The following is a 12082-nucleotide window of genomic DNA, read 5'->3' as shown; positions in this document are numbered from 1 at the left end:
TTTTAGTATAGAAGATGCAGTCAAAGAAATGGTATTTAATATTGCTCGCTTCGATAATGATGGTAAAATAATTAAGCATATATTAAATGATTCGGACCGATATCCGTTTTTAATTAATTCTAAAGATTCTAATGGACACAATATAGAATATTATTACACACATTCTCCAAAAATGCAAGAATACTTTTTCGAAAATGGTTTAATCCCTAGTGTAGAAAATAATCGTGATAACGCAATAATTAACGATCCGCAGTCAGTCCATGCCTCAGAAATAACAAAGCGTACAAAGTTTTTTGTTGAAGAATTAATAACTGAATTTGGCAGTAATACAATTGAAGCTTTTAATACAGCAGAGAATTATAAAAATAATGTGCAAAATTTATTTAATAGTAATGACTCTAAACTTAACAAACTTACCATAGATCTTTTGGATTTATCGGAGCAAGAGAAAAAAAGCGTTATGGAGAAAACGCTTCCAACTGATGCACCTATACCTTCTGATCAAGAATTTATAAAAATTGTAAATGAGCGAGCGTTTAAAGAGTTAAATCAAAATTACTTAAACAAAAGTTCACCTTACTCAACCGCTTTTGTACAATATGATTACACCGAAGGTGCTGAAAAGAAAATTACAATACCAGAATCTATAGCCTTAGTTTCAAAACTAACGGACAAAACAGAACCAAATTTAACTCAGCTGCAAGAACTAACCGTAACTTTATGTAATAAACATCCCGATTTAATTAACGATAATTTAGAAGCAATTACGGCGTTAAATTTAAATATTAATCTTCAGCAATCACATGAACGAAAGGAATTATATAATCAAATAAAATCACTTGATGAAATTCAACTAAAAAAATTATTTGAAGTAACAAGCGGTGGGTTAGATGCAACAGAAGTATTTAAAGAACAGCAAAAATTTAAATTAGCTAAACAACTATATGTAGCAGCCACTACTTATGGAGAAAATACTAGTGCCTGTCTGCAAGGAACATGCACACAAATTATAGGAGCATCAGGAGAAATTAGTACCAATTTAAACAATAAATGGGGAGCATATCTGGACGCTGGGAGAGAAGAAGAAGTCCAAAAACTCCATGTTACCGAAAAAATATACAGCCACTTTTAGATGCATTTGCTAAAGACGAATTAGGCAAAGAAAATAGTACCATTATAACAAATGAAAAACTAAAAGATACCATACTGGGTATGCAAGATTTACCAATAAACACTCCGGAAAAGATATCTAAGGAAGAGCAAAAAATATTATCCGCAATTAATATATATTTTAGTGAACATATAAAAGAACATTTACCAAATTATAATAAGTCAAAACCAACACTTGAAGAATATAAAACACTTATAAATACACTACCCAAAAGTCAAGAACTACAAAAATTTGCACTCGATCCTGATAAATATGCCCTTGCTGGAAAATCACCAACACATAATAAACCTTTAGAGCAAAAAGAAGTCAGTAAGGCTACTCATCAAGAAAGGTTATTGGCACAAAGAGAACAATCAAAGCAATCTCAAGGAAGAGGAATATAATTTATAAGATAATAGTAACTTTCAAATTACTATTATCTTATTTTATTACCATTTACCTAAAAGTGGATTTGTGATATTTTTTGCAAATTTTCTTTTTATATAAACACCTATTAAAAATGTTAACATGGTGGTTGGAACATAGCGGATAATTGTTGGTAAATATTTAATCAAGGTTTTATTAGGAATTAAATCCGAAAATTGATCGCTTACGCCATCTACTAAACTTCTACTTTTATCCCTTAACATATTTATTGTACGATATCTATTTTTATATTTTAGATAACATCTGATAGCTTCAATAATAATAGAAATTATTATTGATGCTATACCAATATTCATAAGAGAACAAAATTTTACCGCATTCGCAACATAAAGATAATTAGCAGCAATTATTAAAGCTAAACCTAGAACATTGAAAAAATATACAAACGGCTTGCCGTAAGATTTTTTTTCCTGCTCCATACTACCTTTTAATAACTCAAATATTAGAGATTTTAACATTGAAGTACCTATTTCATAAGAATAGCGAGTAACACACCTGCACCAAAAGCGTAGGCGAGATTCCTCAAAGGGTGGTCACGTGTCGACTCACATAAATCAGCTACATTAGCTTTACCTTTTTCTATTCCTTTATGTTTGTAATGATCCATAACAGATGATAAATTATCTAGCTGCTCGTCTAAGATGTCACCAGATTTACCTTTCAAATTATGTAACCTTGAAACTAGGCTCTCTATATCTTTTTTGATTCCTTCGATATCTTCTTTAGCAGAACCAACTTTTAAGTCTTTCATAATTTACTCCTTTATTAATTATGTTTTATTAAGCAAATTATTTTGCTCATAGTTAGATGATACACCTCTAAAATCTTCTTTACAATAGCTTAATTATATTATTTTTATTTAACCAAATTGCTTTTTCCATTCTTTCTTCATAGCTTTATATTTTTCATTTTCTTCTGCTTCTTGCCATTTTTTAAAAAATATCTTAGCACTTATAGCTTTTTCAGGATCACCTGTTCCTTTTTCTAACTGCTCGTAATCATGCTCAGCATCGTATTTTTTACCCCCCTTATAATTAGTGTAACGTCTGCTTCTGGTAAAACCCATTTGTAAATATTTACGAGCCATATCTGCTCCAACAAAATCATTATTACTTAAATACTTCAAAAACATATCATATATTTTTTCACTAATTTCTCTAGCAATCTCAGGGGTTTTAAACTTCCAGAAAGGTAATATTTCATTTTTATAAGGCTGACAAATAAGCACGCCTTGCTCTCCTTTCCCCACTCTATATTTTTCAGGCTCTTTACGATAATCAATATCGTTTTTCCATTTATAATTCTTATTATCAAAATTTAGATAGCTTGGCTTTTGCATAACTGATATTTATATTTATTTATTTACTCTAATTATTTTGTTAGATGTTAGCAAATTACGGAAATAAGTTAATAAAAGAATTATTACAAAAAATACCTATCCAACCCGGGGTATATTTAATGTATAATTCTGATAAAGAAATTATTTATATAGGTAAAGCTAAAAATTTAAAAAAACGTTTAAATTATTATAGTAAAAATAATTTGTGTGGCAGAATAGCTAGAATGGTGCATCAAGTTTATTTAGTTGAATATAAAGTTACTATTTCAGAAAGTGAAGCGTTTTTGATGGAAACACAATTAATTAAACAATATCAACCACGTTTTAATATATTACTTAGACGAGATAACTCAGCCAGCTATATAAAACTACGATTAGAACATGACTTCCCTACATTAGAAAAATGCTATCTTAACAGTTCAATAAAAGATAATAGATTACTAGGACCTTTTACTTCTGGGTATCAACTAGATTCAATAATTGCAGAGTTACAAAAAATTTTTAAGCTACGAACTTGCATCGATAGCGATTTTGCCCTTAGAAAGCGTCCATGTTTAGAATATGAAATTGGCAAATGCTTTGCTCCTTGCACAGGTAATATTTCTAAAGAAGATTATGCCGAGTTGATAGAGCAGATTAACGATTTTTTATCAAGTAATATAGAAAAATTACTAGGAAAATTAGTGCTCAAAATGAAAGCTCTAAGCGATGATTCTCATTTTGAAAAAGCAGCTTTGATTAGAGATAGAATTAATCTTATAAAATTATCTAAATTACGTATCGGAAAACAGTATGAAAGGGTAATAGATGCGGATGTAATTGTGATTAGAGAGGATAGTCGATTCCAGATTAAAGTTATACTCTATAGAGGAGGACAAAAATGGGGGGGAGCAAACCTATGCTCCTATTTGTAATCAAACAAGCACTAAGTCAGCAGTTCTAGAATCATTTATTGGTCAATTTTATCAAACAAGAAAACCAGCTAAAGAAATAATAATTAACGTGCCAATACAAAATTCTGAAGTAATTATTAATTCTCTTAAAAAACTATATGATATAAAAACTAAATTTGTAATTCCAAAAAGAGGAAGTAAAGCCCAGATATTAAGGGATTTACTTCCTACCGAATGAAGAAACAATTTTATTAATTAAAGATTCGATATTAATAGCCGATTGAGTATATTTTATTTCCTCATTAGGCGTTAAATCATCGTTATCATTTCCTGGTACGATTGCAATATATTTACCTCCGAGTAGACCACTAGTAACTACTTGAGCTTTTGAGTCTTTAGGTATTTTAACATTCTCATTGACATTTAAATATACAGTAGCAAAATAGCTGGTTGGATCTAAAAAAATCTTTTTAACATTTCCGATTTTTATACCTGAAATCATCACATCACTTCCGACTGATATCCCTTCAGCACTTTGAAAGCTGGCAGTGAGCTGATAGCCTTTGGCGTTAGTCATAGAACTGCCAGTTTTATAAGCAAAAATTAAGAATAGGAAAACAATAATTAATACTGCAAAACCGATAATTGTTTCAATAATATTTTGTTTCATTGTTTTTTATACTAAATAGTTAATTTATGGTTGCCATCTGCTATATCTAGCATTTGACGATTTAGACGATTTTTGGCTTATTTTATTACTTTCTTGCCAAGAAAAAAGCTTAATATTTCTTGGTACTTCATTTACTAAATGATGCAACCATGCATGCCAACTTGGTGAAATTTTTGTTGGTTCGTCAGCATTTTTATAAATAACAGATCTTTTAGGACGCCCTAAATAGTCAAGCTTCTTACTTTCGTAATATTGGTTTAGTAACTCATCTTCTCCTACTTTTTTATGAAAAAAAGTAATAAAAAACTTATTTATCCATGACATTTTAAAATTTCTATAGCAGTTTGTCTTCCTTGTACTGCAAGTTTATCAGCAGCAATATTACCGCTATTACTTGCATGTCCTTTCACCCATTTCCAAATGATAGTATGTTTGCTTAATTCTTCGTACAAATTTTGCCATAAATCAGCATTTTTAACGGGTTCATTGTTGCTTTTACACCAGTTGTTTTTTATCCAATTATGGATCCAAACGGTAATACCTTGCTGCAAATACTTACTATCAGTATAAATTTCCACATGATAAGGTTTTTTTAGAATTTTTAGTGCTTCAAGAGCTGCTGTAATTTCCATACGGTTATTAGTAGTCTCAAGCTCATGCCCAAATATTTCCTTATTCACCTCATTAAATTGAAGTAATGCTCCCCATCCTCCTGGACCTGGATTGCCAGAACAGGCACCATCAGTATATATAACTACTTTCGATATATCTTCTTTCAATATTTTAACTAGGTTTAATAGGTTTAGATTTGGGAGAGTTACGGAATTTATCTAGCATAATAACATTTTTTGACAGTAAAGCTTCATCAATTTTATCATTATTTTCTTTTTCCAGAATTTGCTTTTCTATTTTCAATATTTCAGCTGTATTATTATTTTGAATATTTAATTGCTGATTAAAAGTAAAACTATAGCTATTGCTTGAATCAACAAAACTAATAAGGGCATCAAATGGTATATAGATTGTTTCCTTAATACCGCTAAAACTCAACATTACAGAAAATCCGGTATCTTTTACTATTATATTCTCAAATTGATTCTGAAGTACTATTGTTATTTCTTTCGGATATGCTTGTCTAACTTTTAAAGGCAAAATGACAGCTGGATGATCGGTCTTATATGATATATATATCAATTGATCCCAATATAAATTTTCATGCTGAATCCTTGCCAAAACCTTTTTTATAAATTCCAGCATAGATTCATTTAAAAATTTTTTATATTCGATATTCATATATAGAAGAAATAAATAATATAAGTAAGTAGACGAAGTTTTATTTGGAAAAGAGCCAGGCGTTTTGAAGCTTTTACTAGCTACATATACTTAATACGTGAGATTAAAAGCAAAAAACAACATTCAGCGTATTTCAAATAAAACGAGTATATTTGAGGGTTTTTCTGTTGCCCGGCAAACCCCCAAGCCGCGTAAGGTTATGCTACAGCTAAAGCTGGAGCTCTTACAAAACGATTATCGTTTGCGTTTCTTTGTTTTGACCCGTAAGGCAAAAGCCTGCGGCGGAATCATCCCGAGTAAAAGCAATTTTTTTTAGGCACGTCGATCCTATTTCGCCCCCTCAAAATACTACTTGTGTTTTAAAAATTGCTCTTTCATTTTATCAGGGATTCGTGATGCTCACGTATTAAGTATACGCTCCGCTCACTCACCCATCAAAATAAAATTCAATTTTTAAAATACAAGCAGTATTTGCATCATATTATTATACGAAGATCAATTTCAAAAAGAGCAAGGCGTCCACAAGATGAGGAACGGAGCGTATACTTAATACGTGAGTACCGGAGTACTTGTAGGACAACGTAGCCAATTTTTGAAATTCATCGAGTATGAGTATTGGTGGAGGCGTCGGGTACTGCCCCCGAGTCCGCAACCTCTATTCTAAATTACGTTTATTACTATAGCTATATTAGCACTTACTATTATCGCTTAATTTGATTAATTTGTAAAGGTTTTTAGATTTATGTTTTAAATATATTCAATAATAAATATTATTTATATACTTGTATACTTATAATAAATATTACTTAAATTAAAAAATCTTCTATGCTACCAAATCTTGGAATTATTGCCGGTAAAGGTTCATTGCCTTCTTTAATAGCAGGTAACTATAGAAAACAGGGTGGTAATTGTTATATAGCTGCGATAGAGGGCGAAGCTGATATAGAATTAATTAAGGACTTCGAGTATCAACCTCTTAAAATCGGTATGGTTGGAGCAGCTATTAAGTATTTTACACAACACAACGTAAAAAATATTATTTTTATAGGCGGAGTCGATAGACCAAATTTTAAAAACTTAGCTGTAGATTCAATAGGCGGTTTATTACTTCTGAAAATGATCAGCCAGAAAATTCGTGGGGATGATAATTTATTAAGAATAGTAGCTAGGTTTTTTGAGAGTTATGGCTTTAAGGTAATTTCAAGTAGTGAGATATACCAAAATCAACAATGTGATTCTAATATTATAACTGATACTATCCCTACAAGTTCTGATAAAAAAGATATTGAATTTGGAGTAAAATTACTGAATCATTTAAGTAAATTTGATATTGGTCAGTCGGTTATAGTTGAAGATGGTTATGTACTTGGCATAGAAGCGGCCGAGGGAACAGATAATTTAATAGCTAGATGTACAGACTTACGTAAAAAATCTCATGGGGGAGTGCTTATTAAGCTTTCAAAAATAGGACAGGATAATAGGCTAGATTTGCCTACTATCGGCATTAATACTATAAAAAATCTTGCTAAATATAATTACAAAGGCGTCGCAATTCAAAAAAACCAAGTAATTATAGCTGAAGAAGAGAAAACTATAAAACTCGCTAATGAACATAAAATTTTTATAACAAAATGTTAGCAATAGGCATTACCGGTAGCTATGCATCGGGCAAAACTTTTATTTTGGATTATTTAGCAGAAAAAGGATATAAAACTTTTTGTGCCGATAGATGTATAAAAGAATTATATCAGGACTTAAAAATACAAGCTGTTATTTTAAAATTATTGCCGGAGCTTGAAACTTTTAACATTGGAAAGATTAGTACTTTAATCTATAACAATGATCTTGCACGTGAGAAATTACAAAATTTTATCTATCCACTGCTAATAGATAAGCTAATTCAATTTAAACAGGAAAATGCAAACTCCAAATTTGGGTTTGCTGAAATACCGCTATTATACGAAGCTAAATTTGATAAATATTTCGATTTTGTCGTGACAGTACATTGCTCTGAAGAAATAAGAATACAAAGGGCAACAACTAGATCTTCTTTTGATATGGAAATCTATAATAAGATTAAAGAAATTCAGCTTTCGCAAGAGAGCAAAATAGCAAAAGCAGATTTTGCTATAAATAGTGGCGTTGATATGTTAGACTTGAACAAACAAATAAATAACCTAATAACAAATTTAGAATGTCGAGTTTAAGAGAAATAATTTTGGATACGGAAACTACAGGTCTTGATCCAAAAGGTGGTCACCGAATTGTTGAGATCGGTGCTATTGAAATGGTAAATAAGGTACTAACCGGCAGACATTTTCATTTCTATCTTAATCCAGAGCGAGACATGCCGTTTGAGGCTTATAGAATTCACGGCATTTCCGGTGAGTTTTTAAAAGATAAGCCACTATTTCATACTATTGCAGATGATTTTTTAGAGTTCATTGCCGATAGTAAACTTGTTATTCATAATGCACCTTTCGATGTTAAATTTTTAAATCATGAATTATTATTATTAAAAAGAGCTGAAATTAAACTTCTAGAGCTTGAACATGCTATTGATACCTTAGTGATGGCTAGGAGTATGTTTCCTGGATCAAAATATAGCCTTGATGCTTTATGTAAAAGATTTAAGGTAGATAATTCCGGTAGGCAACTTCATGGTGCTCTTAAAGATGCAGCTTTACTTGCTGAGGTATATGTAGAACTAACCGGCGGTAGGCAGTCAGCTTTTAAGATACTTGATAAAGCTGCTAAAATAAATAACTTATGCTATAATCGCTTAGATTCTCAAGCACATAAGAATATTCCCGTTATTAAACCAACAAAAGAAGAATTACAAAAACATAAGGAATTCTTGAGCAAGATTTTAAAACCGGCTTCGTAAAGCGTCATTGCGAGACGATGCATAGCATCGACGTGGCAATCTCAGGAATTTTATACTATTGCATGAGATTGCGTACGTACAAGTTACTACGTAATTTCCTCGCAATGACGATTATTAACATTCCTAAAACCCAATTATGAAAACAAACATCACTGTACTAATAACCTTTATAATACTTGTCTCTTTAGGTTTTTGGCAGCTTAACCGCTTAAAAGAAAAGAAAATATTTTTAGCATCGATGCAAGAAAATCTTACCTCCCCTGCAATTGATTTTGCTGAAATTCATGACAACTTACCTTATCAAAAAATAAAACTTCATGGGCATTTTTTACCTGATAAAGATATATATTTATATGGTAGGCGTTCAATGTCGAGCGAGAAAGATGGTTATTATTTAGTAACACCATTTGAAACTAATGATAATAAGGTTATTTTAGTAGCACGAGGTTGGTTTAGCAACCGCAATAAAAATATTATTACACAAGCAACCAATGACCAACCCCATGAGCTTATCGGCGTTACTATGCCGTCCGAAAAAACCCGCAGCTACTTGCCGGCTAACGACATTAAAAACAACGTTTGGTTAACCCTAGACTTACAAGAAGCATCTAAAGTTTTAGGATTAAATCTTGAGAATTTTTATCTTATTGAAGAAAGCAAGGACATAAGTAATTTAGATATTTTACTACCACTTTCAATAAATCATCTAGCAGCCATTAGAAACGATCATTTAGAATATGCTCTTACTTGGTTTGGACTTGCTGCATCTTTAATTGTAATTTATAGGATTTATAGGCGCTCTCTGTCATTCACACGCAAAAACAAATGAACAACCTACAACAACAAGCATCTGATCCTGATTATTCTGTGTGGGTGTCGGCGTCTGCCGGCACAGGTAAAACCAAAATCTTAACTGATAGGTTTTTGCGGTTATTAATTAAAGGAGTAAATTTTCAAAACATTTTGTGCCTTACTTTTACTAATGCAGCCAGCGTAGAGATGCAGCTAAGAATTAGCAACAAACTCAAAACTTTTTCTCTTTGCGATTCTCAAAAACTAGAAGAAGAACTTTTCTCAATGAGCGGTCAGAAGCCACTTGCCTTAGAACTGGAAAATGCAAAAAATCTATATAGTAAATTACTCAACAATAATGAACCTCTAAATATCTACACCATTCATGCATTTTGTCAAAAAATCCTTAAAACTTTCCCTGTAGAAGCTGGTATAACACCAGAATTTCAGATTCTTGAAGAGACGAAATTACATGATATTTTTCTACAAATACGAAATGAAATTTATTTAAGTGATGAGCATAATGATTTAATTAAAATTTTATTAAATCGTTTTCATGAAATAACTTTGCAGGATATTTTTAGTGAGATTATTGACCAAAAAATTAAATTTAAAAAATTATTCTCTTATAAAACTATTCCGGCAGAAATAAATAATAAGCGACTAGCACTATCCGAGCTAAATAATATCTATGATAAGGTAAAAAATTTATTTGCAGATTACGATTTAGAAATAGAGCCAAAAGAACTATTTTTTACTAAAGATGGAAAAAAACGTAAAAGCCTTTTATCAAAAGAGCTAACCCAGAAACATCCTAAATTGCTGTTAGAGCTAGAGAAGCTAACATCTCAAATTTATAAATTAGACGAAGAATATCGCATAGAAGAGCTAGAATATCATACTAATTTACTTTCTAAACTTGCTTATATTTTACTAGAAAAATATGAAAAATTTAAAGAAGAAAATAACTTGCTTGATTATGATGATTTAATTTACCATACTGAAAAATTATTCCAGAATAAGGCTATACATGAGTGGTTATTGCATAAGCTTGAAAGCGAGATTGATCATATACTTGTCGACGAAGCACAAGATACGAGCCGTGAACAATGGAATATAATCACCACTCTAATAACCGAGTTTAATAGACCTGATAGTAGTATTTTTATCGTTGGGGATGACAAGCAATCTATATATAGCTTTCAAGGTGCTAATCTTACGAATTTTAATTTAGTGAATGAAAAATTACAAACGAATCTCGCTAAAGCAAATAAAAAATTTAAGAATATTACGCTTGAATATTCTTATAGATCAAGCGGCGAAATTTTACAATTTACTCATCAAGTTTTTAAATATATAAAAGCTCATTACCCTACTTTTTTTTTGTCCGATAATCCGGTAATTTCTGCATTTCGTACACATACTGGTTCTGTAACGATTTGGTCTTTGATGACAAGCGAAAAACAAGAAGAACTTTTTTGGGCATTGCCACAAGATTATGCCAATGCTCTTTCGTCAGCTAATTTACTTGTAGAAAAAATTGTTAGCTTTATAAAGGAAAAAATAGCTAGCAAAGAAATTCTGCCCTCGACCGGTAACCCTATATCTGAAAAAGATTTTATGATTTTGGTAAGAAAGCGAGATGAATTTAGCAATAATTTGATAAAAGAGCTTAACAAAGCTGAACTTAAAGTTGAGGCAAGCGATAAAGTAAATCTTAAAGAGCATTTGCCGATAATGGATTTAATTTCGGTAGCTAAATTTGTACTTTTACCTTACGATGACTTAAATCTTGCAGCATTACTTAAATCACCGATTATCGGCATTAGCGAACGACAATTATATGAACTTTTGATGAATAAAAACGATGAAAGTTTGTGGGAAAATCTATCCTCGCATTTGGATATATATAATAGGCTTACTTCTTTTATTGAGCTTTATCAAAATTCCACTCTCGATAATTTTTTTAATTTAATCGTGAATACTCTAGATTTACATATTGATGATATGGTAAATGAGCTGCTAACACTAAGCAGTAATTACGCAAATGATATGGATAATTCGCTGCAAAGCTTTGTAGCCTGGTTTGAGAATAACGATATTTGGATTAAACGTGATATGGAGCATTCTGATAAAATAGGAGTGATGACAGTACATGGCTCTAAAGGCTTGGAAGCCCCAATTGTTATATTATGCGACTCCACTACCCTACCTATAAGCAGTAGTAAATTTATTTGGCATGATAATGGGGGAATAGAGCATTTGGAAAACGCAGCTAATAAAGAGGAATTTATAGGAAACACGGAACGCAGCACCGCAGCGTACACTTTAGTACGTGAGGATGTGAGTACCGGATTGACGCATAAATTACCTTTAGAAGCAAGTTATACAAGTGGTCGAATGTTCTTTTCTGCTAATACTGCTGACACTCCTGAATTTTTACAAAAAATGAAAGACGCAGAAAAGTTAAAGGATTTACAAGAATATATAAGACTGCTCTACGTTGCAATGACTAGGGCTAAAGATCATTTAATTATATGTGGTTTTAGTAACAAATCAAATATTCCTGAAAACTGCTGGTATAACATAACTAAAAATTTATTCAATTAAT

Annotated in this window: 16 protein-coding genes and 1 other RNA gene; 9 read left to right on the top strand and 8 right to left on the bottom strand. The window is 31.3% G+C overall.

From position 1 onward, the window contains the following. Window positions 1-28: 28 nt before the first annotated feature. Together ACICQC_RS02425 and ACICQC_RS02420 are read left to right on the top strand one after the other, a co-directional pair. The gene (locus tag ACICQC_RS02425) at window positions 29-1132 is read left to right on the top strand and encodes a hypothetical protein (protein ID WP_395477264.1); all 1104 of its coding nucleotides are present in this window, start codon (window positions 29-31) and stop codon (window positions 1130-1132) included. Window positions 1133-1212: 80 nt separating this feature from the next. Beyond that, the gene (locus ACICQC_RS02420; protein WP_395477263.1) at window positions 1213-1554 is read left to right on the top strand and encodes a hypothetical protein; all 342 of its coding nucleotides are present in this window, start codon (window positions 1213-1215) and stop codon (window positions 1552-1554) included. 45 nt (window positions 1555-1599) lie between these two features. Here ACICQC_RS02420 and ACICQC_RS02415 read toward each other — a convergent pair whose 3' ends face one another. The 3 genes from ACICQC_RS02415 to ACICQC_RS02405 form a co-directional block, all read right to left on the bottom strand. Then, the gene (locus tag ACICQC_RS02415; protein ID WP_395477262.1) at window positions 1600-2055 is read right to left on the bottom strand and encodes a hypothetical protein; all 456 of its coding nucleotides are present in this window, start codon (window positions 2053-2055) and stop codon (window positions 1600-1602) included. Between the two features lie 8 nt (window positions 2056-2063). Then, a complete protein-coding gene (locus ACICQC_RS02410) occupies window positions 2064-2348 on the bottom strand; it encodes a hypothetical protein (protein ID WP_011477061.1) in 285 nt (94 codons plus the stop codon). Window positions 2349-2456: 108 nt separating this feature from the next. After that, entirely contained in the window at window positions 2457-2936 is a 480-nt protein-coding gene (locus ACICQC_RS02405; RefSeq protein WP_395477261.1) for a DUF4385 domain-containing protein, read from the bottom strand. A gap of 119 nt (window positions 2937-3055) precedes the next feature. Here ACICQC_RS02405 and ACICQC_RS02400 point away from each other — a divergent pair, with 119 nt between their 5' ends. Further along, window positions 3056-3850: a GIY-YIG nuclease family protein gene (locus ACICQC_RS02400; RefSeq protein ID WP_395477260.1), complete on the top strand. Its 795-nt coding sequence runs from the start codon at window positions 3056-3058 to the stop codon at window positions 3848-3850. Further along, window positions 3771-4067, top strand: coding sequence for a hypothetical protein (locus ACICQC_RS02395; RefSeq protein WP_395477622.1), 297 nt, complete (start codon window positions 3771-3773; stop codon window positions 4065-4067). Before ACICQC_RS02400 ends, ACICQC_RS02395 begins: the two co-directional genes overlap by 80 nt. Here ACICQC_RS02395 and mlaD read toward each other — a convergent pair. The 5 genes from mlaD to ssrA all read right to left on the bottom strand — a co-directional run bounded on the left by mlaD (window position 4050) and on the right by ssrA (window position 6525). Further along, the gene (mlaD, locus tag ACICQC_RS02390; RefSeq protein WP_395477259.1) at window positions 4050-4499 is read right to left on the bottom strand and encodes an outer membrane lipid asymmetry maintenance protein MlaD; all 450 of its coding nucleotides are present in this window, start codon (window positions 4497-4499) and stop codon (window positions 4050-4052) included. The two genes, ACICQC_RS02395 and mlaD, sit on opposite strands and share 18 nt — an antisense overlap. Before the next feature lie 24 nt (window positions 4500-4523). After that, window positions 4524-4823, bottom strand: coding sequence for an NADH-ubiquinone oxidoreductase subunit NDUFA12 family protein (locus ACICQC_RS02385; RefSeq protein ID WP_395477258.1), 300 nt, complete (start codon window positions 4821-4823; stop codon window positions 4524-4526). Beyond that, on the bottom strand, window positions 4811-5278 hold the full coding sequence (rnhA, locus tag ACICQC_RS02380) for a ribonuclease HI (RefSeq protein ID WP_395477257.1): 468 nt from the start codon (window positions 5276-5278) through the stop codon (window positions 4811-4813). Before rnhA ends, ACICQC_RS02385 begins: the two co-directional genes overlap by 13 nt. A gap of 4 nt (window positions 5279-5282) precedes the next feature. Beyond that, the gene (locus ACICQC_RS02375) at window positions 5283-5792 is read right to left on the bottom strand and encodes a ClpXP protease specificity-enhancing factor SspB (protein ID WP_395477256.1); all 510 of its coding nucleotides are present in this window, start codon (window positions 5790-5792) and stop codon (window positions 5283-5285) included. A 152-nt stretch (window positions 5793-5944) separates the two neighbouring features. After that, window positions 5945-6525, bottom strand: a transfer-messenger RNA (tmRNA) gene (ssrA, locus tag ACICQC_RS02370). A 92-nt stretch (window positions 6526-6617) separates the two neighbouring features. Between ssrA and ACICQC_RS02365 the strand changes: the two genes are divergently transcribed. The 5 genes from ACICQC_RS02365 (at window position 6618) to ACICQC_RS02345 (ending at window position 12081) form a co-directional block, all read left to right on the top strand. Further along, on the top strand, window positions 6618-7430 hold the full coding sequence (locus ACICQC_RS02365; RefSeq protein ID WP_395477255.1) for an LpxI family protein: 813 nt from the start codon (window positions 6618-6620) through the stop codon (window positions 7428-7430). After that, window positions 7424-7999, top strand: a complete 576-nt coding sequence (gene coaE, locus ACICQC_RS02360) for a dephospho-CoA kinase (protein WP_395477254.1) — start codon at window positions 7424-7426, stop codon at window positions 7997-7999. The genes ACICQC_RS02365 and coaE overlap by 7 nt, the downstream gene beginning before the upstream one ends. Next, window positions 7987-8679 carry a DNA polymerase III subunit epsilon gene (gene dnaQ / locus ACICQC_RS02355; protein ID WP_395477253.1) on the top strand — a complete coding sequence of 231 codons (693 nt, stop codon included), beginning with the start codon at window positions 7987-7989 and terminating at the stop codon, window positions 8677-8679. The genes coaE and dnaQ overlap by 13 nt, the downstream gene beginning before the upstream one ends. A gap of 136 nt (window positions 8680-8815) precedes the next feature. Continuing rightward, window positions 8816-9508: an SURF1 family protein gene (locus tag ACICQC_RS02350; protein WP_395477252.1), complete on the top strand. Its 693-nt coding sequence runs from the start codon at window positions 8816-8818 to the stop codon at window positions 9506-9508. Beyond that, on the top strand, window positions 9505-12081 hold the full coding sequence (locus ACICQC_RS02345) for a UvrD-helicase domain-containing protein (protein ID WP_395477251.1): 2577 nt from the start codon (window positions 9505-9507) through the stop codon (window positions 12079-12081). The genes ACICQC_RS02350 and ACICQC_RS02345 overlap by 4 nt, the downstream gene beginning before the upstream one ends. The last annotated feature ends 1 nt before the right edge of the window (window position 12082 follow it).

The organism is Rickettsia endosymbiont of Pantilius tunicatus, assembly GCF_964291875.1.
In the GTDB taxonomy this organism is placed as follows: domain Bacteria; phylum Pseudomonadota; class Alphaproteobacteria; order Rickettsiales; family Rickettsiaceae; genus Rickettsia.
This window is presented reverse-complemented; position numbering and strand designations above follow the sequence as displayed.